Genomic DNA, 25,194 nt, shown 5'->3' on the forward strand with positions numbered 1-25,194 from the left:
CCATGAGCGAGGACCTGTGGCCCCCGCACGCCCTGGACGATCCGGAAGTCGCCGCTCCGCCGGCGTCCTCCGGGCCCGGCGGCGTCACCCTGATCATCCCGACCTACAACGAGTCCGCGAACGTGGCCGAGTTGCTCGGGCAGCTGCGCGCCGCCCTGCCCCCGCGCCCCGCCTGCCGGGTGCTGTTCGTGGACGACTCCACCGACGACACCCCGGCCCTGATCGAGAAGGCCGCCGCCGACTGCCCCTTCCCGGTGGACGTCCTGCACCGCGACAGCCCGGCCGGGGGCCTGGGCGGGGCCGTGGTCGAGGGCATCGCCCGGGCCGCCTCGGACTGGATCGTCGTCATGGACGCCGACCTCCAGCACCCCCCGCACCTGGTCCCCGAACTCGTCGGCGAGGGCGAACGCACCGGCGCCGACCTCGTCGTGGCCTCCCGCTACCTCCCCGGCGGCAGCCGGGCCGGACTCGCCGGCGGCTACCGCGTCGCCGTCTCGCGCGGCGCGACCTGGCTGGCCAAGGGCCTCTTCCCGCGCGCCCTGCGCGGCATCAGCGACCCGATGAGCGGCTTCTTCGCCATCCGCCGCTCCGCCGTCACCGGCGCCGCCACCGGCGGGGCGCTCAAACCCCTCGGCTACAAGATCCTCCTGGAACTGGCCGTCCGGTGCCGCCCGGAGAAGACCGCCGAGGTCCCCTTCGTCTTCCAGGACCGCTTCGCCGGGGAGTCCAAGTCCACCGCCCGCGAAGGACTGCGCTTCCTGACCCACCTGGCCGCCCTCCGCTCGGCGAGCCCGCTCGCCCGGATGATCGGCTTCGGCCTGATCGGGCTCTCCGGCTTCGTCCCCAACCTCCTCGCGCTGTGGCTGCTCACCCACGCCGGGATGCAGTACCTCGCCGCCGAGGTCGTGGCCAACCAGGCCGGGGTGCTGTGGAACTTCCTGCTCATCGAGACCCTCCTCTTCCGCGACCGCCGCCGCCACCGCCACTGGGCGGACCGCGTCGGACGCTTCGCCCTCCTCGCCAACGCCGACCTGCTGCTGCGGATCCCGCTGATCGCGCTGTTCGTCGACCGGTTCGGCCTCGGCGTCCTGCCCGCGACCGCGCTGGCGCTGGTCACCACCTTCGTCCTGCGCTTCGTCGCCACGGAGGCCCTCGTCTACCTGCCGCGCGGGCCACGCGCGGCGGCCCGCACCCGTCCCACGACCAGGAGTTGAGCCGCACCGAAAGGAACCACCGCATGCCAAGGACGATCCGACGGAGGGCAGGGCGCAGGGCCGCGCTGGCCGCCGTCGGGGCGATGACCGCAGGCCTGCTGCTCACCGCCCCCCAGCAGGCCACGGCCGGAGCGCCCAACCTGCTCACCAACCCCGGTTTCGAGACCGCCGGCGCGCCCGGCTCCGACATGCCCTCCTGCTGGGAGAAATCCGGCTGGGGCGACAACGACTTCACCTTCGCCACCGTCGCCGACGTCCACAGCGGCACCAAGGCCATGAGGGTCTCGCTCACCCGCCGCGTCGACGGCGACCGCAAGGCCCTGGTCACGGGGAACACCACCTGCGCCCCGGCCGTCACGCCGGGGAAGCAGTACGACCTCTCGGCCTGGTACAAGTCGAACACCCCGGACGTGGCGGTGACCGTCTTCCGCCACGACACCGCCGCCGGCTGGCAGTACTGGACCGACCTGCAGAACCCGCCGGTCAGTGCCGCCTGGTCGCGCACCCGGGTGCGTACGCCCGCCGTCCCGCCGAACACCGACAAGATCGCCTGGGGGCTGTCCGTCTACGGGGTGGGCACCCTCACCACCGACGACTACGCGCTGGAGGAAGTGGCCGCCGTCCCGCCCCAGCCCACCTGCACCGGGACCGCCGAGGAGTGCGCCAAGGGCAAGTGGGAGGTGATGGGCACCCAGAACCCGGTGCGTTCGATGCACGCCGTGGTCCTCAAGAACGGCAAGGTGCTGCTGATCGCCGGCTCCGGCAACGACATCTCCCAGTTCAACGCCGGCACCTTCACCTCCGCCGTCTACGACCCGGTCGCCGGGAGCGTGAAGACGATCCCGACCCCGGTGGACATGTTCTGCTCCGGGCACGTGCAGCTGGCCGACGGCCGGGTGCTGGTGATGAGCGGCAACAAGGGCTACCCGTCCGCCGACGGCAAGATCGGCTACCAGGGCCTGAAGGACTCGTACGTCTTCGACCCCGCGACCGAGAGCTACACCAAGACCAACGACCTGGGCGGCGGGCACTGGTACCCGTCCGCGACCATCCTCGGCAACGGTGACGTGATCTCCTTCGGCGGCCTGAAGGAGGACTCCACCGGCAACGTCACCGCGGAGCTGTTCTCGGCGGCGCAGAACAAGTGGCTGCCGCTGAACCAGGTCAACCAGACCTGGTCCTACTGGGGCCTGTACCCGTCGATGATCCTCATGCAGGACGGCCGCCTCTTCTACTCCGGCAGCCACACCTTCGGCAACGGCACCGCCGGATCCGGCTCCTCCGTCTACGACTACGGGGCCAACACCGTCACCGACGTGCCCGGGCTGCGCAAGAAGGACGAGCGCGACGAGTCCGCGAGCGTGCTGCTGCCCCCGGCCCAGGACCAGCGGGTCCTGACCATCGGCGGCGGCAACAACGAGACCAACCCGGCCGCCAACCGCCTCACCGACCTCATCGACCTCAAGAAGCCCAGCCCCGCCTACACCGCGGGCCCCGACCTCCCCCAGGGGCTGGTCGACACCGGTACGGGCAAGCGCCCGCAGACCGGGGCCGAGGGCAAGATGTACGTCTCCGCCGTGCTGCTGCCCGACGGCAAGGTGCTGGAGACCGGCGGCGGGCTCCACGACCGGGCCGACCCGGTCTTCGAGGCCTCCTTCTTCGACCCCGGGACCAACACCTACCAGCCGGGCCTGGCCACCGACCCCGTCCCGCGCACCTACCACTCGGGCGCCTTCCTGCTGCCCGACGGCCGGGTCATGTCGGTCGGCGACAACCCGGGCAACGGCACGTACAACCACGCGGTGTCGGTCTACAGCCCGCCCTACCTGTTCAAGGGCCCGCGCCCCAAGCTCACTTCGGTGATCGACACCGACTGGGTGTACGGGGACACCCAGCGCATCACCGTCGACCGGCCCCTGGCCAAGGCGGAACTGATCCGCCCGGCGGCGGTCACCCACTCCTCCGACCCCAACCAGCGCTTCGTCGACCTGCCGATGACCGTGGTCAACGGCACCACCATCGACCTGAACGTCACCAGCAACCCCAACCTCGCCCCGCCCGGCTGGTACATGCTCTTCGGCGTCGACGCGGCCGGCATCCCCTCCGTCGCCACCTGGGTCCACCTGGGCGGAGCCCCCTCGCTGGCCGCCGCGAAGCAGCAGCCCGCCGCGCACGAGCACACCTTCGCGAACGAGCTGGCCGCGCCGAAGGAGAACCCGGGGCAGCGGGCCTCCGTCCCGGTCGCCCCCGCCGTGGCCGGCTGCGACCGGCACTACGGGACGGCCAACGTGTGCGTCCCGGCGGCCTTCCCCGCGGAGGTGGCGAAGACCACACAGGCCCGCTGCGACTGGCTGGCCGCGCACCGCTTCCCGAAGCGGATGAAGGTCAACGGCAGCGACCCGCTGCGCCTGGACGCGGACGGGGACGGATACACCTGCTAGCCGCCCGCACGGGAAAGGGGCCCCACCGCGTGCTGCGGTGGGGCCCCCTCCATGGGCCGCGCCCGGCGTGCGAGCTCCGGGCGGCCGTGCGATAACGGCAGGATGGAGCGGTCCCCGGCGGAGTCCTCAGTGCGAGTAGGCGGCCAGCGAGATGCCGACGTAGTGGGCCACGAAGGCTGCCAGCGTCAGGGAGTGGAAGACCTCGTGGAAGCCGAAGAAGCGCGGCGAGGGGTTCGGGCGCTTGATCCCGTAGATCACCCCGCCCACGCTGTAGAGGAGGCCGCCGACGATCACCAGCACCAGGACCGCGATGCCCCCGGTGCGCAGGAAGTCCGGCAGGAAGAAGACGGCGGCCCAGCCCATCGCTATGTAGCAGGGGGTGTAGAGCCAGCGCGGGGCGCCGACCCAGAACACGCGGAAGGCGATGCCGGCGGCGGCCGCGAGCCACACCGCCCACAGCAGGGTCCGCCCGGTGGAGTCCGGCAGCAGCAGGACGGTGAGCGGGGTGTAGGTGCCCGCGATGATCAGGAAGATGTTGGCGTGGTCGAGGCGGCGCAGGATCGCCTCGCCGCGCGGGCCCCAGGTCCCGCGGTGGTAGACGGCGCTGACCCCGAAGAGCAGGCACGCGGTGAGGATGTACACCCCGCACGCGACGCGCGCCCGCGTCGAGTCGGTGAAGGTCATCAGCACGAGGCCCGCGACCACCACGGCCGGGAACATCCCGGTGTGCAGCCAGCCGCGCATCAGCGGTTTGGCCTCCGGAGCTGCGCGTTCGTCCGGTGCGGCCGCGACGGCAGCGGCGTCAGAAGTCATGGTCGTCATGCTACCTACGGGTCCGTAGGTTTCTGTTAGTCCTCTTTACGGAAGATTGACTGACGTGGCGATGCTCACGTGAGAGGCCCCCTGGACATATGCGCACATCCACCGGATGATCAGATGAGTGCGGTCGACACCGGATGAGCGGAGCGCGAAGCGTCCGGGTCGCGGCCCCCACGGGGCATACACCAAACAAACCCCTCAACAAGGAGCAATCGTGGCGCGCGACAACGCGGCTCCCACCCCTTCCCTCCCGACGACGCACCAGGAGCTGATCTCCTGGGTCGACGAGATCGCGGCGATCACCCAGCCCGACCGCGTCGTCTGGTGCGACGGCACCGAAGCCGAGTACGAGCGCCTGTGCGAGGAGCTCGTCGCCAAGGGCACGTTCAAGAAGCTCGACGAGACCAAGCGCCCGAACTCGTACTACGCCGCCTCCGACCCCTCCGACGTCGCGCGCGTCGAGGACCGGACCTTCATCTGCTCCGAGAAGGAGGAGGACGCGGGCCCGACCAACCACTGGAAGGCCCCTTCCGAGATGAAGGAGCTGTTCGCCGGTGAGAAGGGCATCTTCCGCGGCTCCATGAAGGGCCGCACGATGTACGTCGTGCCCTTCTGCATGGGCCCCCTCGGCTCCGAGCTCTCCGCGATCGGCGTCGAGATCACCGACTCCGCCTACGTCGCGGTCGCCATGCGCACCATGACCCGCATGGGCAAGGCCGTCCTCGACGAGCTCGGCACCGACGGCTTCTTCGTCAAGGCCGTCCACACCCTCGGCGCCCCGCTCGCCGAGGGCGAGGCCGACGTCGCCTGGCCCTGCAACACCACCAAGTACATCTCGCACTTCCCCGAGACCCGCGAGATCTGGTCCTTCGGCTCCGGCTACGGCGGCAACGCCCTGCTCGGCAAGAAGTGCTACGCCCTGCGCATCGCCTCCGTCATGGCCCGCGACGAGGGCTGGCTCGCCGAGCACATGCTGATCCTCAAGCTCACCCCGCCGGCCGGCGAGGGCGAGACCAAGTACGTCGCGGCCGCGTTCCCGTCCGCCTGTGGCAAGACCAACCTCGCCATGCTGGAGCCGACCATCCCCGGTTGGACGGTCGAGACCATCGGCGACGACATCGCCTGGATGCGCTTCGGCGAGGACGGCCGCCTCTACGCGATCAACCCCGAGGCCGGCTTCTTCGGCGTCGCCCCCGGCACCGGCGAGCACACCAACGCCAACGCCATGAAGACGATGTACGCCAACACCGTCTTCACCAACGTCGCGCTCACCCCCGACGGTGGCGACGTGTGGTGGGAGGGCATGACCGAGGAGCCCCCGGCCGAGCTCATCGACTGGCGCGGCAACCCGTGGACCCCGGAGTCCGAGACCCCGGCCGCCCACCCCAACGCCCGCTTCGCCGTACCGGCCGCGCAGTGCCCGACGATCGCCGCCGAGTGGGAGGACCCCAAGGGCGTCCCGATCTCCGCGATCCTCTTCGGCGGCCGCCGCGCCTCCGCCGTCCCGCTGGTCACCGAGTCCTTCGACTGGAACCACGGCGTCTTCATCGGCTCGAACATCGCCTCCGAGAAGACCGCCGCCGCCGAGGGCAAGGTCGGCGAGCTGCGCCGCGACCCGTTCGCGATGCTCCCGTTCTGCGGCTACAACATGGGCGACTACATGGCCCACTGGGTCAAGGTCGCGGCCGACAAGGACCAGACCAAGCTCCCGAAGATCTACTACGTGAACTGGTTCCGCAAGAACGACGCGGGCAAGTTCGTGTGGCCCGGCTTCGGCGAGAACAGCCGCGTCCTGAAGTGGATCGTCGGCCGCCTCGACGGCAACGCCGAGGGCGTCGAGACCCCCATCGGCGTCCTGCCGACCAAGGCCGCCCTCGACCTCGACGGCCTCGACATCGCCGACGAGGACCTCGACTTCCTCCTCACCGTCGACAAGGACGTGTGGCGCGAGGAGGCCGCCCTGGTCCCCGACCACCTCAACACCTACGGCGAGCACACGCCGAAGGAGCTGTGGGAGCAGTACCACGCGCTCGTCGAGCGCCTGGGCTGAGCCCGACGCCTGCCCGATGCCGCAGGCCACCTGAACGTGGGAGTCCCCGACCAAGGTTCTCCCACCGCTGTGGGAATCCCCGACCAAGGCTTTCCCAGAGCAGCACACGCCCCACCGACGGGCGGAAGCCACTGTCCCGGCCGCCGCCCGTCCGCCCCTCAGGAGCGCCCGCGCTCCTCGAGATAGGTCGTGTGCGTCTGCTGACGGCGGGCCTCCCTGTCCTGGAGGCCCGCCGTCAGGCGTTCCGCTTCGCCGAACAGCACCGACAGCTGCCGCTCCAGGTGCCGCTCCGGCGACTCCCCGCCCGGCGTCAACCGGGTCCACCAGCGGGTCCGGTTGTACGTGTCCACGCATTCCGGCACGTCCAGCCGGATCGCCCGCGACAGCGCGTGCACCGCGTCCGGCTCCGCGGCCAGGGCCTCCGTGCCCCGGCCCGGCTCCAGCAGCGCCGCGTACAGGTCGAGCAGCTCGCCCAGCTTGCCGTCGGCGGCCGGCGGCAGCTCCACCTCCGCCACGTAGTCCCGCAGCCGGGCCAGGTCCTCCCGTACGGCGTCCAACTGCTCGGCCGTGCCCGGGAACACCGGCACGGGCGGCCGCTCGGGCGGGGCGACCAGCGCCCCCGCCCCGTACAGCCCGGCGATCACCAGCGGCCAGTACGTCCCCGCGACCCCGGCCACGGTCAGCGCCAGACCGACCAGGCCGCAGGCGCTGCCCGCCAGGTTCTTCTTCGACTCCAGGTAGCCGAGCGCCCGCGCCAGGGCCCTATTGGTAGCCACGGATCTCCTCGAAGGCCCCGTCCAGCGACCCGTTGCCGTTCGTCGCGTCGAACAGCCGGCCGCCCGTCAGCTCGGTGATGTGGGAGAGCTCCTTGCGGTCCGAGTCCCCGAACAGGACCGCGAAGACCGGCGTGTGCTTCTGGCCCTCGGGCAGTCCGGCGTAGAAGGAGTCGAAGTCCTGCACCTTGTCCCCGCTCTGCCCGTCCGTCATGAGCACGATCGAGGTGAACGCGTCGCCGCCGCCCTGCCCCAGGTGCTGGTAGGCCGCCTTCAGGCTGCCGTAGACGGCCGTACCGCCCTCGGGGCGCAGCGACTTCACGTCCCCGCGGATCGCGTCCAGGGCCGGACCAGGGTTGCCGGGCTCCACGACGTGCGTCAGCACCTGCTTGACCTGGTCGCCGAAGGGCAGGAGGGTCACCTCCTCGCGGTCCCTGAACCGCTGCCCCGGACCCGAACTCCCCGTCCCCGTCAGGTCGGTGAGCGCGTCGCGCAGCCGGCCGATGCGGTTGTCCTCGCCCATCGACCCCGAGGTGTCCAGCACGTACACCGTCCGCGAGGGCCGGCGCAGCTCGTTCTCGTACGAGGCCAGCAGCCCGTCGGCGACCGACCGCGACCCGGGGAACGGCAGCTCGCGCCGCTTCTCCGCGTCCAGCCCGGCCGCCGGCGCCACCCCGGTCGCCACGGGGCGCCGGAAGGTCCGCTCGGTGATGGCCTTCTGCGCCGCGTCGCCGCGCAGGTACTCCGTCAGCCGCCGGCCCGACTCGCGGGCCCCGGCGGGGGAGGAGGTCAGCAGGGTGAGGGGGTAGTGGGCGGTGACCACGCCGTCCTTGGGGCGGATGACGGTCAGCGGGGCCGCCTTGGACGCCGCCGCGTCCTTGTTCATGGAGAGCAGGACCGACTCGTAGTTCACGAGGGCGTCGACGTCCCCGCGCTTGGCGTACGCCGTCGCCAGCCAGCCGGAGGAACCGGAGGTCAGCTTCTGCCCGTTGAAGAAGTCCTTCAGCCGGGGCCGGGCCTTCTTCACGTCCTCGTCGGTGAGCGCGGCCTGCGCCCCCGAGAGCCCCGACGCCACCGACACGAGGGCGGAGAACCCGGAGTTGGAGCGCACCGGGTCCGTCATCCCGTACGTCAGCTTCCCGGCGGCCACGGCCTCCTCGACCGCCGCCCAGGTCACCTCCTGCGGCTTCCAGCCGAGCCGGGCCAACGCCTCCGGCCGGACCCCGAGGGCCACCGGCGAGGACATCACCGGGGTCTCGTTCGCGAGCTTGGCGGCCGCCTCGGGGCGCAGGCGCAGGTAGTCGTTCGAGGAGAGCCAGATCGCGTCGTACGCCCCGTCCGCCTTGCCCGAGGCCACCTGCTCGGCCGCGTCCAGCGTCCCCGACCAGGTGAAGTCGACGGAGACGCCGGTCGCGGCCTTGGCGTCCGCCAGGACCGGCGCCATGTCGGCGAGCTCGCTGGAGGCCAGGACGCGCAGCCTGCCCTCCTTGTAGACGGCCGAGGGCTTGCCGGAGGCCCCGGCGGTGCCGGTGTCGTGCTCGTCCTGCGTGCAGGCCGAGGCCCCGAGCAGGGTCGCCGCCAGGGCCACGGCCGCGGCGAGGCGCCTGCGGATGCGCGCGGTGTGCCGCTTCATGCCGCGCCGCCTTCCGGCGCGCCCGGGGTGCGGGTGCGGGCCAGGTAGGCCGAGGCGGCCTGGAGCTCGCCCGTCAGGGACTCGACCGTGGCCGCCATGTTCTCGGTGGCCTGCACCTTGAACGAGTCGATCGCGTCGAGGGTCCGGTAGATCTGCCCGAAGGCCGTCCGCAGGGTCTCCACGCCGACCGCCGGGTCGGCGGCGATCCGCTGGATCTCCCCGCTCTGGGTCTCCAGCATCTGCGCGTTCCCCCGGATCAGCTCCTCGGTGGTCCCGCGCAGGGCGGTGACCTGCTCGATCACCTTGCGCTGGCTGTCGAGGGCCGAGGCCAGCATGACCGCGATGCGCAGCGCCGAGACGGTGGTGGTCGCGGCCCGGTCGACGCCCTTGATCAGCTCGTCGTTGTTGCGCCGCACCACGTCCATGGCCAGGTAGCCCTGGGCGCAGACGGCCAGCTGGGTCAGCAGGTCCTGGTGCTTCTGGCGGACCGGGAACAGCACGTCGGAGCGGAGCGCGTCGGCCTGCCCGGGGTCCGTGTGCCCGGCCTCGGTGATCCGCTGCTCGACGGCGGCGTCCAGGGCCTCGGTGAGGACCGCGTACTCCTGGAGCCTGCCCATGGTCTCCCACAGGCGGGCCCGCTCGGTGTGCAGGGCGGCGTTGTCGCGGCGCAGCTCGTCCTGGCCGCCGCGCAGGGCCTGCACGATCCGGTTGAGGGTGTCCTGGGAGGAGGCGTACTTGGCGACGTGGTCGCGGAAGCGGTTGCCGCCCGGCAGCTTGGCCAGCAGCCTGCGGGCCCCCTTGGCGGGGGCGGCGGCCTGCGGGTCGAGGTCCTCGACGGTACGGCGCAGCTCCACGAGGGAGCCGGCGACCCGGGCCTGGGCGTCGCCGCCGCCGTCCGCGCCGATCGCGCGCACGGCCCGTTCCAGCATCCGGTTGGACTGGTGGGCGGCGGTGCGCATGTCGGCGGAGCCGAGCGCGGCGATGTCGTCGACGCGGGTGGCGAACTCGGGGGAGCGGGCGTCGACCCCGGCCAGCTGGCCGACGAACTCCCCGGCCCGGCGGGACATCTCGTCGCGCACGGACTCGTCCAGCGGGACGAGGCCGGAGGCCTGCTCCCGCCGCACGGCGGGCACGGGCTCGGGCGGGGTGAGGACGAGCGGGCTCCCGGACTCGTCCCCGGGCGGTGTCGGCGGATACGGCGTCATCAGTTGTCCCCCTGGCCCTTGGCGCGGGCGGCCAGCGCCATCAGCACCTTGACGGTCGGAGCGCCCACCTGCCGGATCCCGGTCAGGCCCGGGTTGAGGTAGCCGGGGAAGGGCGCGGTGGCGGCGGTGAACTCGGCGACGCCCTCCTGGGGCCGGAACCCGTGGCGCACGGCCAGCCGGCGCAGCTCGGGGTCGGTGGCGAGGAGGGTGCCGAGTTCCTTGCTCTTGTCGTTCAGCGGCACGAAGGTGTGCGGGGAGTTGACGGTGGTGTCCGGGTAGAGCACGACCATGCCGGCGACCTCGGCGTTGGTCTGCTTCTGCATGAGGAGGGAGGCCACCTGGGACTCGTACGCCAGGATCAGCGGCTCCCCGCTGCCGCTGATGAAGGCGCGGAACGGGTCGTCGGTGGAGGGTTCGAGGGCGCCCTGGACCTGGACCAGCTTGCGCAGGAGCGGGGCGGTGCGGTTGATCCCGGCGTCGTCCGACACGACCGTGCCGCCGTTGGCGACGTTGGAGGTCGCGGCGATGAACAGGGCGCCGGAGTTGGAGGTGGCCGGGTCGGTGGTCTTGACGAACACGGTGCCGGTCAGCTCGGTGAAGGCGGCCGAGCCGTTCAGCTGCTGCCAGGTCCGGTCCTCGCCCGCGGCCTTGAGGTAGGGGCCCATCAGGAGGGTCCCGGAGTTCTTCCCGTTCATCTTCACGAGCCCGTTGTCCGCGAGGACCTTCGCGGCGTTGGCGCGGGCGATGACGACGAGGGGGGAGAAGAAGGGCTTGGCGGTCTGCGCGCCCTTCACCCCGGCCGCCGCCTCGATCTCCTGGGCGGGCTCACTGCTGCCGGGGAAGGCGAAGTCGAACGCCTTGAGGTCCAGCTGGTCCATGGCCCAGGAGCCCGAGGTCTCCGTCCGGACGGTGTAGCCCTTGGCCGCGAGGGCCTTGACGACGTCGGGATCACGGAAGTACTCGGACTTCTCCGATCCGATGACGCCACGCACGGTCTTCGTTGCCGTGCCCTCTGTTCCGTTCCCCCCGAGGACGATGACGGCGATCACGCCGCCTGTCAGGAGGACCGCCAGAGCGATTCCTAGGATGCGTCTCACGGGTGCAGCCTGCTCACGGAAACCCACATTCCGCGGCGAGTCGGGTGAACGGCCGGTGTCCAGGCGGTCCCGCTTCGAAATGCTGTGTGAGTGGGCGGGTGCTGGCGGGGCGGGGGGCGTGCCGGGAGGATCGGGGGATGGCACTGAAATGGCAGGGGTGGGTGGTCGGCCTCGTGAGCCTGGCCGGCCTCCTGGTGTTCGCCCCGCTGGGCCTGTACGTCTGGGCCAGCAGCCCGTCCCGCCCGGCCGCCGCGACCACCCCGCCCCCGGAGGTCCGGGTCACCGGCTGCCGCGTCGACCCGGCGAGCCGGCGGGTCCTGGCGGAGGTCGAGGCGCGGGGCGGGGAGGGCTCGTACGTGGCCACGGTCGAGTTCCGCGACCGCGAACCCCCGCAGGCGGACGCCCGCACGTCCCGGACCCTGGTCCGCCTCCCGGGCCTCGCCCCGGACACCCCGCCCGCCCGCACCGAGGCCGTCGGCCCGGTCTGGCCGCCGGCGACGCCGCCGTGGTGCGGGGTGGCGGCGGTGGCGCGGGAGGGCGCGCCGCAGAAGTGAGGCCCACCCCTGAGCGTCAGGGGCGGGCCTCGGGGGTGAGCCTCGGGGGTGAGCCTTGGGGGTGAGCCTCGGGGGTGAGCCCGGCCGGGTGCCGTCAGTGGCCCCAGGTGACGTCGGTGCGGTGCGACTGGTGGCCGGTGTTCTGGTCCAGCGGGATGGTCGTGCCGGTACCGATGCCGTCGGCGGAGACGTGGTGCGGCGCGGTGGGCTCGCCCGTGGTGAAGGAGTGCGCCACACCCAGCGCGCCGACGGCGATGACGGCCGCGGCCACGGTCTTGGCGATTCGAGTGGCGAACATGGGCATCTGATTCCCCCTGAGCACAAGTGCGTCTGGTGCGTCTGTCGAGTGGTCTTCTCGGTCCTGGCTGGTCCCGCCTGCCGATGCCTCTACTCTGCTTCGACTTCAGAACGGGTGGAAGAGGTTCGCGGTGGACGGATCCTGCAGCTGCATATCCCGTCCATCGGAGCCCAGTACCGCGTCCCAGTACTCCGGGACCAGGGCCGCGCCGAAGGACACCACGTCCACCGCGGCCAGCGAGGGGTGCGCGAGCAGCGCCCGCCGGCAGACGTCCGCCGCCGCCTGCTCCGCGCGGGCGAGCGAGGGCGCCGTCAGGTAGAAGCCCACGACCGGACCGCCCGTCGCGTCGCCGTGCGCACTGACGTGTTCCAGGCCCTCCCCTTCGCGCGCACACCCCAGGAACAGCTGCGCCGCGTCCGGAGGGAGGGAGGTGTGGTCCGGGGCCCGGAGCCGGGCGTGCACGAGATACATACGCCCATCCTCCGCAGCGCCCACCCCCGCGGTACAGGCCGTCACCGGGGACTGTTTATGCCACAACAGGAACCGACCAGGGTGCGGTTGGTGCCTTCGTATAGTTCCCTGCAGACGCACGTGTACTAACATCTGGGGGCATCGACATGCTGGAACTGCTGGGGCTCGACGCCGAAGCGGAACGCGTCTACCGGGCCCTCCTCGCCCACCCCGAGGACGGGGTGACCGTCCTCGCCCAGCGGCTCGCACTCCCCGAGCAGGACCTGCGCGCCTGCCTCGACCGGCTCAGCCGCCTCGCCCTGGTCCAGCCCTCGTCCCGGGAAGGCATCGGGTTCCGTCCGCTGGACCCGGAAGACGCCATGGAACTGCTGCTGGCCCGCCAGCAAGCGGAACTGGCCGCCCACCAGCAGAAGGTGGAGGCCTCCCGGGCCGCCGCCGCGCAGCTCATCGCCGAATGCTCCTCGATGCGCCCGCGCGGGGCCGCCTCCGGGGCCGAGAGCCTGCAGGGGCCGGAGGAGATACGAGACCGGCTGGCCCGGCTGGCCGCCAACACCCGCCACGAGATCATGACGTTCGCACCCGGCGGCGCCCACACCGCCGCCGACCTCGAAGCCAGCCGCGGCCCCAACGCCGCCCTCCTGGACCGGGGCATCACCATGCGCACCGTCTACCTCGACAGCGTCCGCAACCACCAGCCCACCCTCGACCACGTGGACTGGCTGCACCGCCACGGCGGACAGGTGCGCACCGCCCCCACCCTGCCGGTGCGGATGATCGTCTCGGACCGCCGCGAGGCCGTCCTCCCGCTCGACACCGACGACGCCCAGGCCGGCGCGGTCGTCCTCACCTACGCGGGGCCCATCGCCGCGCTGTGCGCCCTGTTCGAGAGCGTCTGGCAGAGCGCCAACCCGCTCGGCACCGCCGTCGAACGCAACATGGACGGGCTCACCCGCCAGCACATGGAGTCGCTCCACATGCTCCTGCAGGGGCTCACCGACGAGGCCATCGCCAAACGCCTCGGCGTCTCCCCGCGCACCGCCCGCCGCATCGCCGCCGAACTCATGGAGGCACTGGAGGCCCGCAGCCGCTTCCAGGCCGGCGCGCACGCCGTCCAGAACGGCTGGCTCCCCGCCACCCGCGTCTGAGCCCCGTACCGCCCTCCCCCGCGAAGGCCGCGTCCCACCGGGACGCGGCCTTCGGCGTTCCCCGGCCCTTTCCGCCCAGGTGGAGGTGGACGGGATATGCCATTGCAGTATCCGTCCACCGGAAAGCCCTTCCGGCGGCACTCGAGGACCGGCAGAGTAGGGGCATCGGAAGGGAACAGCGGCCGAAACCGGGAAAACCGGTAAAGCCGGAGAGTGTGGAAGGGAGGTGAATCGAATGATCGACATCCAGGACATCGAGGTCATGGCCGAGGCTCTGACCTGCGGCAGCTACAACAAGGGCTGAAACAGGCGTACGGCGCCAGCGCATTGAATTCACGAAAGGAGGTGAACGCAATGATCGACATCCAGGACATCGAGGTCATGGCCGAGGCCCTGACCTGCGGCAGCTACAACAAGGGCTGACGAATTGTGAGGGCGCGCTCCGGAAGCGGAGCGCGCCCCCGCCGTAGCCGCACCCGTACCCGTACCCGGAAACCGGGGGGAGAGGAAAGAGAAATGCAGACGACCGTCCAACCGATCCGACCGGTCCGTGACGACCTGCTCCGCGTGGGCGGGGCTTTCACCCCGGGATTTCTCGACCCGGACCCGTCCCGAAGGCTCGCCCTCTTCGGCGAGAACCCCTTCCTGGAATTCGGGTTCAATGAATGGCGGAAATGGGAGGCCCTCGACGAGGTCCCGGCCGTGCCGGAATTCTCCCTCCACCTCGGGCGTACGGCCATCTGCGAAGGCCCCCGGGAACAGGCCCGCTACATCGACTACGTGATGGACCAGTCGGCCACCCGCCGCAACAAGCCGACCTCCATCGGCGTCCACGTCACCGGCGACCGCGCCCTGGGCGGCGGGTCCTTCGGACTCCACTCGTACTTCTCCGGCACGAAGGAAGAGGAGGAACGCGCCGTCCGCTTCCTCTCCGACCTCAACCGGACCTCGGGCCTGCCCGTCTGGGTGGAGAACGCCAACTGCTACTCCGCCTCCGCCCGCGGCATCCTCGACGCCTGGCAGGCGGTCACGCGCATCTGCGAGAAGACCGGCTCCGGCCTGATCGTCGACCTGGCCCACCTCTACATCGACGCCGTCAACTGCGGGGTCCCCGTGGAAGTGCTGCTCGGCGCGATCCCCTGGTCCCAGGTGGTCGAACTGCACCTCTCCGGCGTCCGCACCGGCCGGGACGGAACCCTCCACGACGGCCACTCCGAAGCCGTCCACGAAGGCGTCTGGTCGCTGCTCGACACCGTGCTGGACCAGCGGCTGATCACCGAGACCGAACCCGTCACCGTGATCGTCGAACACGCCGACCTCACCTGGACCGACCGGGCCGACCAGTACTACGCCGACTTCGCCCGGGCGGAATCCGTCCTCGAACACCACCGCCGGGCCCGCACCGACGGGGCCCCGGACGGCGAACCGCACGACTACGGCGTCCCCTACTGCCGCGCCTACCTGCGCCAGCTGTGCAACGGCTGGATCCCGGGCCTCGCCCAGGCCTCCGAACAGCGCGGCCTGTCCTACACCGACCTGTTCGACCAGTGGGTGGACGACGTCCGCGCCCGCGGCAAGCGCATCGTCCTCAACCTCGACGAGATCCCGCCGGCCGAACGCCCCGGCGCGGTCAGCGCCCCCCAGGACCTGCTGGCCTACGCCAAGGAGAAGCTGCGCTGATGCAGATCGGTGTCAACGTCACCTCGCCGGACACCCTCGAGATGGCCTGCGAGCTGCGCGACTCGGGGCACATCGACTTCGTCGAGGTCCTGATCGACGGCTTCGCCCACCTCGACCCGAAGGAGTTCCGCCGCACGGTCGGCGACGACCTCCCCGTCGGCTGCCACATCATGCTCTCCCGGTTCCTCGACCCGGACCGGGAACGCCTCGACCACTACCTGGACCTGGTGAACCGGTGGCGGGCCGACTGCGGCCTGCTCTACGTCAGCGACCACATCGCCCACTTCTCCCACAACGGCCAGCCACTGCCCCTCGCCCAGGAAGTGGACTACGCCGCCTGGCAGCCGGTGGTCGACTCCGTGCGCGCGTGGCAGGAGGAACTCGGCACCAGCCTCGCCGTGGAGAACTTCCCCTCGCAGACCCCCTCCGACATCCCCCAGGCCCGCGCCTACGCCGAGCTCACCGCGGCCACCGGATGCGAGGTCCTCATGGACGTCTCCAACGCGATGGTCGCCCAGCTCAACACCGGTCAGCCCGCCGCCGCGTGGGCCGACGTGCCGGGCGTGGGCCGCAGGTTCCACCTGGCCGGCTACAGCCCCTCCCCGGCGGCCCCCTCCCTCATCGTCGACAGCCACGACGCCGCCGTCAGCGACGAGACCCTCGACCTGCTGACGCTGTTCGCCGGCCGCGCCGCCCAGGACGCCACCCTCGTCGTCGAACGCGACGCCAACCTCGACCTGGACGAATGGAGGACGGACCTTGACCGCACGCGCGCCGCAGTCGTCGCGGCTCGACGCCTGCATCAGCCCCACCGCCCGTGACGCCCTCGCCCCGGGCTCCCGCGACCGGCTGATCGCCCAGGAATCCCTCCGCATCCGCTGGCACCAGATCTTCGACCGCATCCCGCTGCTGTCCGCACGCCTGCCCGACACCACCGACCTCTACGAGGCCTTCCTCGAATGGGCGGTGGCCGGGCACAGGCGCCTGGACTGGCGCATGCACCTGCACTTCCTCGAGTTCCTCGAATACCTGGAGTGCCGTGACGGGGGAGGCGCCGGCGTCCCCCTGCGGCCACAGGACCACATCGAACTGCTCGCGGCCTCGGCCGCCCGCTGGTTCGCCTCCCCCGAGCACCGCCAGCGCGGGCTGGCCCTCACCACCGCGGCCCTCGCCCCCAAGGTCGTCGTCGCGCTGAAGGGGGACGCCCCCCTGGAACGCGGCCGTGTGAAGCTCGCCCAGCTGCCCGGGCTGGAGCCGGCCCCCGGCATCCACTGGGCGCTCTCGGGCCCGGGCGACTTCGCCGTCCTCACCTGGAGCACGCTGTGACCGCCACGACCACCGCCCCCGCCCCGGTCCCGGTGCCGTCGCTGGGCAGGCGGGTCCTCGCGCTGATGGGCCCCATGGTGGTCGCGTCCGTCATGGGCCAGGCCATCGCCCAGACCGACCTGTGGGTGATCAGCACCCTGGGGGAGCAGGCCGTGGCCGCCGCGGCCGTACCGCAGCGCCTGCTCCTCCTCGACTCGATCACCGCCATGGCCATGGGCCCCGTCGTCGGGCTGTCCGTGGCCGGCGCCGTGTCCGCCCACGCCCGCCGCCGCGCGGTACAGGGCGGCCTCGTCGGCGCCACCGCCGCCGGGCTGCTCATCGCGGCGGCCGGACTGGCCGTGCTGCCGTACCTCCTGGACAGCCTGGTCGCTTCACCCGGCATCCGCGACGACGCACGGTCGGCCCTGCTGTGGCTGCTGATCGCCGCCCCGGTGCGGCTCGCCCAGTTCGTCGGCGCCATGGCGCTGTTCGCACTCCGCCGCTCGCGCCCCCTCCTCACCCTGTACGCCGTCGCCGTCGTCGCCAACGCGGCCCTCGACTGGTTCTTCGTGCACGGCGCCGGACTCGGCTTCGCCGGCGCCTACGCCGCCACCTCCGTCATCGCCGCCCTCGAATGCGCCGTCACGGTGTGGCTGCTGCGCGACCACCTCTCCCTGCCGCTCGGGCTCCGCGACAGCGCCCGCTGGCTGCGGCAGGTGGCGCGCAGCATGGTCACGGAGTGGGGGCACATGCTCTCGGTGATCGGCTTCGAACTGCTGCTGGTCCTCGCGCTGACCCTCAGGGCCTCGTGGGGGGACCGCCTCGCCGCGTTCTCCGCGGGCGCCGTCCTCACGGCCACCCTGCACATCCCGCTCACCGCCCTGGTCAACGCGACCGGCATGGTCTGCAAGGACGCGGCCCCCACCGCCCGGGAATGGCGCGGCCTGCGGGCAGGCGTCCTGGCCGTCTCCGGGGCCGTCTGCGTACTCGTCACGGCGGCGGCCTGGACGGTCCTGCCCGGCTTCTACGGCCTCCACGGCACGGCCGCGACCTGGTTCACCTGGCTGATGGCCGCCCAGGCCGCCGCCTTCCCCTTCCGCCTCCTGGCCGCCACGGCCGAAGGCCGCCACAAGGCCGCCGACCGCTTCGGGGTGGTCCTGCGCCTACGCCTGCTCCAGGAGTTCGGCATAGCCCTGCCCCTCTTCGCGGCGGGCCTGCTGACGGACAACGCGGCTGTGGCGTGGTCGGGCCTGGTGGCGGGCGCGGCACTCAACTACTGGCTGCTGCGGGGCGCAGCCACTGCCCCGGGGCGGGACGGAACAGCTGACCGGGCCCGTGCATGACCGGGTCCCGACGGGCGGGTCTCAGAGCCGGCTTGGGGGTTTCCCGCCAGTCTCATCGTCCTTCCGCGTCGGGCCGCCCTGTCAAGGGCGCTCCCTCCGGTCGCGTCGCTTCGCGATGGCCTTCGGCCACCCTTGACAGACCGTCCCGCCACGAAAAGCCGAAGACTGCCGGGAACCCCCCAAAGGAACGGGACGGATGTTCCTTGGACATACGGCCGAGTCAGGGACCAGGCGGGGTGGTCGGGGGCCGGCAGACATCCATCCGGGCCGACATCCATCCCCTCCGGGGCCGCCCCCACGCGTCAGATCGCTACGCGCTCCTCCCGTCTCAGCGTCTACCAGCCGCCTGGGCTCGCTGCAGTAGCCAAAGGGCGACGGATTCGTCATCCGGGGCCGGTGGGCGCCCCAGATCGCTACGCGCTCCTCGCATTCCGGCGTCCGACGACCGCCTGGGGCTGCTGTCTGCGCGGGCAGGAGCGGGTTCAGCAGGTGGAGTGGAACAGGCCGCCGACGGCCTTCCCCTCCGCAGCCAGCCGGTTGTACAGGCCGACCGCTTCCCTCGTCTCCTCGATGTGCACGCTGACGTCCCGCAGCAGTCGCAGCGCCTCCGGCGTCGTCTTCAGCCGCAGGTCCATGCCCCGGCTGAGGACGACGGTCGTACACCCGCGCTCAAGCAGCTCCGCACGTCCCCGGGCTGGATACCGGGGTCGTGCCGGGTGCCGTGCTCGTTCCAGTCCCAAGGCTTCCCGCCCCCGGGATAGAGGACGAACGAAGTCCTTGCCCGGCGGAAGCCCTTCGACTCGCATCTCACCCCATGCGAGCTGCGTGACCAGAGGAGATCCGCCCCTCACGCGAGGGACTTCTCGATCGTCTCGAAGATGTCCGCGTCGGCCTCCTGCTGCGAGGCCGGCAGGTCCGGCCAGTCGGCGACGTAGCCGGGCTTCGGGGCGTCGAAGTGCCGGAACATCTGGGCGGTCCAACAGACGGCGACGAAGCGCCCCTTCTGCTCCCGCGAGAGCCGGTCGGTCCGCCCCCCACTGACCTCGACGAACTGTCGCACCTGCGCGTACACGGCCCCAGCGGCCGCGCGCTCCCACTGCGGCGTGTCGTCCCACGGGGTCACGTAGCCGGCCTTCGGCTCCCCGGGAAAGTGCTGCCGCACCCCCGCGATCCAGGCCTCCCGAAACAGCCGCGCACCTTCGACCTCCGCCATGCCAACCCCTCTCGTCGCCGCTCAGGCTTCGGAGCCTAGGGGTGATGCATCGCGAGAGTGGATCAGTACGCTGACGGCATGATTCGGACGGTCGTTCTGGACATCGGCGAGACCCTCACCCGTGACGATCGCTACTGGGCGTCTTGGGCGGACTGGCTGGGCGTGTCCCGGCACACCCTCTCCGCGCTCGTCGGCGCGGTGGTCGTGGACGGCAGGGACAACGCCGACGCGGTCCGCCTCCTGCGCCCGGACATCGACATCCCAGCCGAGTACGCCGCACGCGAGGCGGCGGGCCGGGGCGAGCAACTGGACGAGACGGACCTGTACGAGGACGTACGACCGGCGCTGTCCGCCCTCCGGGCGGCCGGCATCCGCGTCGTGATCGCGGGGAACCAGAGCTCGCGGATGGGGGACCTCCTGCGCGCGCTGGACTTGCCGGCCGATCTGGTCGTCACGTCAGGTGAATGGGGCGTCTCCAAGCCGGCCCGCGCATTCTTCGAACAGGTCCTGGCGGTGTCGGGCTGCGCTGCCGAGGAGACCCTCTACGTCGGCGATCACCCGGCCAACGACATCCACCCGGCCCGGTCCGCAGGACTGCGCACCGCTCACCTCCGCCGTGGCCCGTGGGGCCACTGGTGGGCGGACGACCCCGCTGTCCGCGCTGACGCGGACTGGTCCATCGACTCCTTGGCCGATCTGGTCGACATCGTCAAGGAGTAGGCCCCGAGCGCTATGGTGCGGGCATGGCCGACCACATCGGGCAGCGCATCGCCGCACGGCGGCGGGCCCGGCGGATGACGCAAGCCGACCTCGCCCGCGAGGCGCACGTTTCCCTCCCGATGATCAAGGGCTGCGAGCGCGGTGTCCGGAAGCCGGGTCCTTCAACGCTGGAGGCCATCGCCGCCGCACTCGCGGTGGACGCTTCTCGCCTCGACCCCGCATACGTCGGTACCAGCCACCGCGTTCGTGCCGCCCTGCCTGCCGTATCCGCCGCCATCGCCGCATACGAATGCCCGCTGGACCCACCCGCGTGTTCTCTGCCCGAAATCCAGGCCGACGCCCGCACTGTGATGGCATGGCGGCTCGCTGCCCAGTACGGCCTGATCGCCGCAAAGGCCCCCCGACTCCTCACAGACGCGCTGGCACACCTCCACGCGGCAACCGGCAAGGAGAGAGGTGACGCCGCACGCGTCGTCGTCGCGGTCGCACGAGCGGCGGACGCCGTCGCCTACAAGTCCGGAGCACACGATCTTTCGGCCCGCCTGGTAGACGTCATGCGATGGGCAGCGGGGCACGCGGACGACCCGAACCTGAGCGCCACCGTCGCCTACGTGCGGGCCGAGACCTTCTTCGCTGCCCACGCCTACAGGGCGGGCCAACTCGTTCTGGAGCAGGCACTCGACACGATGCCCGCACCCGGCACGGAGCCGTCGAACGCCACTCGCGGCGCCCTCCACATGCGGACCGCAGTGGTGGCCGCACGTGCGGGGGACGCTGACTCGGCGCGCGGCCACCTGCTGGAGGCTCGGACCCTTGCGGAAACCCTCCCGGAAGGCATCTACCTGGGCACCGCCTTCGGGCCGTCCAGCGTTTCCGTTCACGAGGTGGCAATTTCCGTCAGCCTTGGGCGGGACCACATCGGCCGTGCCCTCGAAGTCGCCGACAGCTGGGCCCCAGGTGACGAAACCCCGGCGGAGCGGCGCTCTGGATTCTGGATCGAGGTGGCACGTGCGCGCCTGTGGTCAGGGGATCCCGACGGCGCGTTCGAGTCCCTCAAGGCGGCTCGGAAGGAGGCTCCCCAACACGTGCGTGATCACCCGTGGGCCCGAGAGGACATCGAGAAGATTCGTCGACTCAAGCGCTCGGACGCCACGTCACTCACTGCCTACGCGGAGTGGATAGGCGCCATCTGAGCGACCTGCGCAGGGATACTCGGTGTATCCCTTACGGGGGTTGAGACGGCTCACCATCTCCCTGTCCGTACCAAACAGACAGGCGAGAGGTGCCATGCCCACTGACGAGATCGCCGACCGAGGTCACCCGCGCGCACCGTTTCCCCAGACGGCGACCGAACCCAGCCAGAACCTCTTGGACCGAGCACTGGTCGGCTGGGAGCGCTTCCTCGATTCCTTCGAGGGGGCATCCGATGAGTGAGCAGTACGAGTACGTCCCCCACCGCCTCCTCCGCCGCCGTGTCCGCGACATCGCTTCCGGCGTCGAGGGTGTGCTGATGGCGGTGATCAACGAGAACGTCTCGGACGCTGCCGATTACGAGCACTGGATGGAATTGGCGTACATCCGCAACGCCTCCGGCCGCGAGTTCACCACGGCAGTCACCAACGTCCAGCCCGCTTATGACCAGCCCCAGACGGCTCACAGGCGCCGAGACCAGGGAAGCACGTAGCGATCTGCTGCGCCCGGGTGTTCCGCAGGCCGGTCTCTTCGTCATTTGGTGCAGGTATGAGCCCAAGGCGGCGGCCAGACGCCGAAATTCGAGGAGCGCGTAGCGATTTGTCGCGCCCACCGGCTTCGGATGCCCTTCTCGTCGGCATGTCGTGCAGGTAGCGACCCCAGGCGGGCGGTAGACGCTGAGACGGGAGGAGCGCGTAGCGATCTGGGGCGGAGGGCAGCCCCGGAGGGGATTCATGGCGCCCCGGATGCCCGGCGAGGCAGCCCCCGACCTCCCCGCCTGATCGCTGAGGGAGCCGGATGGCCAAGGTAGGACCGTGCCGTCCTTTTGGGGGTTTCCCGGCAGTCCTTGTCTTTCCGGGGCGGGACGGGCTGTCAAGGGTGGCCGAAGGCCATCGCGAAGCGACGCGACCGGAGGGAGCGCCCTTGACAGGGCGGCCCGAACCGGAAGGACAGTGGGACTGACGGGAAAGCCCCAAGGCATCTCTGAGACCGCTCGCTGAGGTCCCGACCATCCCCGCTACCGGTCCGCTGTCCCGTCCCCGTCCGGCGGGATGCCGGGAAGCCCACCCACCGGCCCGCACCCGGGGAGGCGGGTGGGCAATCGCCCCTCGGCCGGGGCCCCTCGAGGGGGAGATGGCGGGCCCGGGCCACGACTGCGGCGCGGGGTGTCTGCGGGCCCGCGCCACGACTGCGGTGCAGGGCCCGCGAGTGTATGGCGCCCGGTCCGGAGCCTCCGCGGCCCCGGACCGGGGCCGTCAGGGGGTGCCGGCCGGGGTGGCGGCGGCTGCGTGGGTGTCCATGCGCTGGGCGGCGAGGATGGCCACGGCGGTGTCGGCGCGGGAGGCCGCGACGAGGAGGGCGCGGGCGGCGAGGTCGTGGGCGCGGCGGTGCAGCGTGGCGGTGTCGGCGCCGTCGGAGAGGGACGGGTAGGCGATCCGCAGCGGCCGCGAGCCGCGCAGGCGGGCCACCTGCTCCGCGATGCGGGCCGCGCCGCCGTCCTCGAGGCCGAGCTCGTCGGTGACGGCGAGCAGGGCCGCGAGGTGTCCGGCGAGCTGGATGTCCAGGGCTTCGCCGCGGCTGCTGTGCGGGTACTGGGGTGCGCTGTGGCTGCCGTCCACGTCGTGGACGGCCGACTTGGAGCGGATCGGCTCGTACATGAGGAGGCCTCCTGCGGGGTCAGGAGACCATCCTACCTTGGATCCGTTCTAAAGTTGAGCTGTATCCGGACTCTGGGACGCCGGCGCCCCCGCACCCCTCCCCGTCAGTGCTGGCCGTAGCCGTCCAGGAAGCGGCCGATGCGGGTGACCGCGTCCGCGAGGTCCTTCGCGTTGGGCAGCGTGACGATCCGGAAATGGTCGGGCTCGGGCCAGTTGAAGCCCGTTCCGTGCACGACCATGATCTTCTCGGCCCGCAGCAGGTCGAGGACCATCTGCCGGTCGTCCTTGATCTTGTAGACGGACGGGTCCAGCTTCGGGAACAGGTACAGGGCGCCCTTCGGCTTCACGCACGTCACGCCCGGGATCTGCGTGAGCAGGTCGTACGCCGTGTCGCGCTGCTCCAGCAGCCGCCCGCCCGGGAGCACCAGGTCCACGATCGACTGCCGGCCGCCGAGCGCGGTGGCCACCGCGTGCTGCGAGGGCATGTTCGCGCACAGGCGCATGTTCGCCAGGATCGTCAGGCCCTCGATGTACGAGGCCGCGTGCTTCTTCGGGCCGCAGACCGCCATCCAGCCGGCCCGGAAACCGGCGACGCGGTAGTTCTTCGACAGGCCGTTGAAGGTGAGGACCAGCAGGTCGGGCGCGATGGCGGCGGTGTTCGTGTGCGTGGTGCCGTCGTAGAGGATCCGGTCGTAGATCTCGTCGGAGCAGACGATCAGGTTGTGGCGGCGCGCGATGTCCGTCAGGCCCCGCAGCATCTCGTCGTCGTAGACGGCGCCGGTGGGGTTGTTCGGGTTGATGATCACGAGCGCCTTGGTGCGGTCGGTGATCTTGCGCTCGATGTCCGCCAGGTCGGGCATCCAGTCGGACTGCTCGTCGCACCGGTAGTGCACGGCCGTGCCGCCCGCCAGGCTGACCGAGGCCGTCCACAGCGGGTAGTCGGGGGCGGGGACCAGTACCTCGTCGCCGTCGTCGAGCAGCGCCTGCATCGACATCTGGATCAGCTCGGAGACGCCGTTGCCGAGGTAGACGTCCTCGACGCCGAGCTCGATGCCCTTGGTCTGGTAGTGCTGCATGACCGCGCGCCTGGCCGACAGCAGGCCCTTCGCGTCCCCGTACCCGTGGGCGTTGCCCAGGTTGCGGAGCATGTCCTCAAGGATCTCCGGCGGGCACTCGAAGCCGAAGGCCGCGGGGTTGCCGGTGTTGAGCTTGAGGATGCGATGACCTGCCGCTTCGAGCCGCATCGCCTCTTCGAGGACGGGTCCGCGGATCTCGTAGCAGACATTGGCGAGTTTCGTTGACTGGATCACCTGCATGACGGGAGCTTACGGGCCTCCCCGATCCTCCGCTTGGGCATTCCGGCAGGAGACGGGGGAGGGAAATGCCCGATTCGCTCCCCGCTTCACGTGATGGACGGGTGCCGTCCCCGTCCACCCTTGGAAACGGCGGCCGCCCGCCCGCTGGACCTGCGGATCCAGCGGGCGGGGGGAAGCGGCGACGGCCCCGGTGTTGCGCTCGTCACCCTGTCCGGCCGCCGGCCAGGAACGCTCGCGCGAGCTCGACCCGGCTGTTCACCCCGTACTTCGCGAACGCGTGCCGCAGGTGGGTGTCCACGGTGTGCGGGGAGAGGAACAGCCGGTCGGCCACCGCCCGGTTCGTCAGCCCCTCCACCACCAGCCGTACGACCCTCAGCTCGGACGGGGTCAGCTCCACGTCCGGCTCCCGCAGCGCGGCCTCGCCGGGCCCGGCCGCCGCCCCGGCCGCCGACGCTCCGGCCCCCGGCCCCAGCCGCTCCAGCCGCCGCCGCACCCGGGCGATCTCCCGCCGGGCCCCCATCCCCGTGTACGCCGCCAGGGCCTCCTCCAGCAGCCCGGCCCCCGCGGCCCCCGCCGCCGCCCCGGCGTCCTCCAGGGCCGAGGCCGCCGCCAGCCGCCGCGGGCCCTCCCGCATCGCCTCGGCGGCCGCCGCCAGGGCCGCCGGGTCGCCGTCCATCAGCCCCGCGGCCTGCGTGGCGAACGCCGCCAGGGAGGCCACGCCGGGGTTGGCCTCCGCCAGCCGCCGGGCCGCGCGCACCGCCGTACGGGCCCCGTCGGCGTCACCCGCCGCCAGGGTGATGCGGACCAGCTGGACGGAGGCGCACGGCTCCTCCGACAGGAACAGCAGCGACCCGTCGGCCGAGGAGGCCGAGGACGGCGAGGACAGCGAGGACGCCGAGGACGGCGAGGAGGCCGAGGACACCGAGGAGGCCGAGGACGACACGGCGCCCCCCACACCCGACAGCGAAGCCGCCGACGGCACCGACGCCACCCCCGCCGGCAGCGCCCCCGCGGGCAGCGCCCCCGCCCCCGTCGGCAGCGCCTCCAGCGAAGCCAGTACCCCCGACG

At 71.7% G+C, this 25,194-nt stretch carries 24 protein-coding genes; 12 read left to right on the forward strand and 12 right to left on the reverse strand.

Annotated elements, in window-relative coordinates:
- Nucleotides 1-2 precede the first annotated feature (2 nt).
- Together ACFVXK_RS07090 and ACFVXK_RS07095 are read left to right on the forward strand one after the other, a co-directional pair.
- On the forward strand, nt 3-1,214 hold the full coding sequence (locus ACFVXK_RS07090; RefSeq protein ID WP_389610506.1) for a glycosyltransferase: 1,212 nt from the start codon (nt 3-5) through the stop codon (nt 1,212-1,214).
- 23 nt (nt 1,215-1,237) lie between these two features.
- Nucleotides 1,238-3,655, forward strand: coding sequence for a galactose oxidase-like domain-containing protein (locus tag ACFVXK_RS07095; RefSeq protein WP_389610507.1), 2,418 nt, complete (start codon nt 1,238-1,240; stop codon nt 3,653-3,655).
- A gap of 126 nt (nt 3,656-3,781) precedes the next feature.
- Here ACFVXK_RS07095 and ACFVXK_RS07100 read toward each other — a convergent pair whose 3' ends face one another.
- Nucleotides 3,782-4,468, reverse strand: a complete 687-nt coding sequence (locus ACFVXK_RS07100) for a hemolysin III family protein (RefSeq protein WP_389610508.1) — start codon at nt 4,466-4,468, stop codon at nt 3,782-3,784.
- Between the two features lie 220 nt (nt 4,469-4,688).
- On the opposite strand from ACFVXK_RS07100, the gene ACFVXK_RS07105 reads away from it, so the two are divergent.
- Nucleotides 4,689-6,524 carry a phosphoenolpyruvate carboxykinase (GTP) gene (locus tag ACFVXK_RS07105; RefSeq protein ID WP_389610509.1) on the forward strand — a complete coding sequence of 612 codons (1,836 nt, stop codon included), beginning with the start codon at nt 4,689-4,691 and terminating at the stop codon, nt 6,522-6,524.
- Between the two features lie 158 nt (nt 6,525-6,682).
- Here ACFVXK_RS07105 and ACFVXK_RS07110 read toward each other — a convergent pair whose 3' ends face one another.
- From ACFVXK_RS07110 to ACFVXK_RS07125, 4 genes are read right to left on the reverse strand one after another with little or no spacing between them, the layout of a single operon-like run.
- On the reverse strand, nt 6,683-7,300 hold the full coding sequence (locus ACFVXK_RS07110) for a hypothetical protein (RefSeq protein WP_389610510.1): 618 nt from the start codon (nt 7,298-7,300) through the stop codon (nt 6,683-6,685).
- Nucleotides 7,287-8,930, reverse strand: a complete 1,644-nt coding sequence (locus tag ACFVXK_RS07115; RefSeq protein WP_389610511.1) for a substrate-binding domain-containing protein — start codon at nt 8,928-8,930, stop codon at nt 7,287-7,289. The genes ACFVXK_RS07110 and ACFVXK_RS07115 overlap by 14 nt, the downstream gene beginning before the upstream one ends.
- Nucleotides 8,927-10,135: a toxic anion resistance protein gene (locus ACFVXK_RS07120; protein ID WP_389610512.1), complete on the reverse strand. Its 1,209-nt coding sequence runs from the start codon at nt 10,133-10,135 to the stop codon at nt 8,927-8,929. The genes ACFVXK_RS07115 and ACFVXK_RS07120 overlap by 4 nt, the downstream gene beginning before the upstream one ends.
- Nucleotides 10,135-11,232: a hypothetical protein gene (locus ACFVXK_RS07125; protein WP_389610513.1), complete on the reverse strand. Its 1,098-nt coding sequence runs from the start codon at nt 11,230-11,232 to the stop codon at nt 10,135-10,137. The genes ACFVXK_RS07120 and ACFVXK_RS07125 overlap by 1 nt, the downstream gene beginning before the upstream one ends.
- A gap of 137 nt (nt 11,233-11,369) precedes the next feature.
- Between ACFVXK_RS07125 and ACFVXK_RS07130 the strand changes: the two genes are divergently transcribed.
- Nucleotides 11,370-11,786: a hypothetical protein gene (locus ACFVXK_RS07130; protein ID WP_389610514.1), complete on the forward strand. Its 417-nt coding sequence runs from the start codon at nt 11,370-11,372 to the stop codon at nt 11,784-11,786.
- Nucleotides 11,787-11,880: 94 nt separating this feature from the next.
- On the opposite strand, the gene ACFVXK_RS07135 is transcribed toward ACFVXK_RS07130, so the two are convergent.
- Both ACFVXK_RS07135 and ACFVXK_RS07140 read right to left on the reverse strand, forming a co-directional pair.
- Entirely contained in the window at nt 11,881-12,084 is a 204-nt protein-coding gene (locus tag ACFVXK_RS07135) for a hypothetical protein (RefSeq protein WP_389610515.1), read from the reverse strand.
- Between the two features lie 105 nt (nt 12,085-12,189).
- Entirely contained in the window at nt 12,190-12,555 is a 366-nt protein-coding gene (locus tag ACFVXK_RS07140) for a hypothetical protein (RefSeq protein ID WP_389610516.1), read from the reverse strand.
- Nucleotides 12,556-12,701: 146 nt separating this feature from the next.
- Here ACFVXK_RS07140 and ACFVXK_RS07145 point away from each other — a divergent pair, with 146 nt between their 5' ends.
- The 5 genes from ACFVXK_RS07145 (at nt 12,702) to ACFVXK_RS07165 (ending at nt 18,028) form a co-directional block, all read left to right on the forward strand.
- A complete protein-coding gene (locus ACFVXK_RS07145) occupies nt 12,702-13,700 on the forward strand; it encodes a LuxR C-terminal-related transcriptional regulator (protein ID WP_389610517.1) in 999 nt (332 codons plus the stop codon).
- A gap of 516 nt (nt 13,701-14,216) precedes the next feature.
- Nucleotides 14,217-15,380, forward strand: a complete 1,164-nt coding sequence (locus ACFVXK_RS07150; RefSeq protein ID WP_389610518.1) for a DUF692 family multinuclear iron-containing protein — start codon at nt 14,217-14,219, stop codon at nt 15,378-15,380.
- A complete protein-coding gene (locus ACFVXK_RS07155; protein WP_389610519.1) occupies nt 15,380-16,201 on the forward strand; it encodes a DUF692 family multinuclear iron-containing protein in 822 nt (273 codons plus the stop codon). Before ACFVXK_RS07150 ends, ACFVXK_RS07155 begins: the two co-directional genes overlap by 1 nt.
- Complete coding sequence (locus ACFVXK_RS07160) at nt 16,140-16,706, forward strand: hypothetical protein (RefSeq protein WP_389610520.1); 567 nt, start codon at nt 16,140-16,142, stop codon at nt 16,704-16,706. Before ACFVXK_RS07155 ends, ACFVXK_RS07160 begins: the two co-directional genes overlap by 62 nt.
- A complete protein-coding gene (locus tag ACFVXK_RS07165; protein WP_389610521.1) occupies nt 16,703-18,028 on the forward strand; it encodes an MATE family efflux transporter in 1,326 nt (441 codons plus the stop codon). The genes ACFVXK_RS07160 and ACFVXK_RS07165 overlap by 4 nt, the downstream gene beginning before the upstream one ends.
- A gap of 482 nt (nt 18,029-18,510) precedes the next feature.
- Here ACFVXK_RS07165 and ACFVXK_RS07170 read toward each other — a convergent pair whose 3' ends face one another.
- Complete coding sequence (locus ACFVXK_RS07170) at nt 18,511-18,663, reverse strand: hypothetical protein (protein WP_389610522.1); 153 nt, start codon at nt 18,661-18,663, stop codon at nt 18,511-18,513.
- 212 nt (nt 18,664-18,875) lie between these two features.
- A complete protein-coding gene (locus ACFVXK_RS07175; RefSeq protein ID WP_389610523.1) occupies nt 18,876-19,241 on the reverse strand; it encodes a hypothetical protein in 366 nt (121 codons plus the stop codon).
- Between the two features lie 78 nt (nt 19,242-19,319).
- On the opposite strand from ACFVXK_RS07175, the gene ACFVXK_RS07180 reads away from it, so the two are divergent.
- The 3 genes from ACFVXK_RS07180 to ACFVXK_RS07190 all read left to right on the forward strand — a co-directional run bounded on the left by ACFVXK_RS07180 (nt 19,320) and on the right by ACFVXK_RS07190 (nt 21,645).
- Entirely contained in the window at nt 19,320-19,961 is a 642-nt protein-coding gene (locus tag ACFVXK_RS07180; RefSeq protein WP_389610524.1) for an HAD family hydrolase, read from the forward strand.
- Nucleotides 19,962-19,984: 23 nt separating this feature from the next.
- The gene (locus ACFVXK_RS07185; protein WP_389610525.1) at nt 19,985-21,154 is read left to right on the forward strand and encodes a helix-turn-helix domain-containing protein; all 1,170 of its coding nucleotides are present in this window, start codon (nt 19,985-19,987) and stop codon (nt 21,152-21,154) included.
- A gap of 233 nt (nt 21,155-21,387) precedes the next feature.
- Nucleotides 21,388-21,645, forward strand: a complete 258-nt coding sequence (locus ACFVXK_RS07190; RefSeq protein WP_389610526.1) for a hypothetical protein — start codon at nt 21,388-21,390, stop codon at nt 21,643-21,645.
- Between the two features lie 763 nt (nt 21,646-22,408).
- Here ACFVXK_RS07190 and ACFVXK_RS07195 read toward each other — a convergent pair.
- The 3 genes from ACFVXK_RS07195 to ACFVXK_RS07205 all read right to left on the reverse strand — a co-directional run.
- Nucleotides 22,409-22,810 carry a hypothetical protein gene (locus ACFVXK_RS07195; RefSeq protein WP_389610527.1) on the reverse strand — a complete coding sequence of 134 codons (402 nt, stop codon included), beginning with the start codon at nt 22,808-22,810 and terminating at the stop codon, nt 22,409-22,411.
- A gap of 104 nt (nt 22,811-22,914) precedes the next feature.
- Nucleotides 22,915-24,126, reverse strand: a complete 1,212-nt coding sequence (locus tag ACFVXK_RS07200) for a pyridoxal phosphate-dependent aminotransferase (RefSeq protein ID WP_389610528.1) — start codon at nt 24,124-24,126, stop codon at nt 22,915-22,917.
- Between the two features lie 202 nt (nt 24,127-24,328).
- The coding region (locus ACFVXK_RS07205) for a response regulator transcription factor (RefSeq protein WP_389610529.1) at nt 24,329-25,194 on the reverse strand (866 nt) is incomplete at its 5' end.

This window comes from Streptomyces sp. NPDC058157, assembly GCF_042884105.1.
GTDB lineage: Bacteria > Actinomycetota > Actinomycetes > Streptomycetales > Streptomycetaceae > Streptomyces.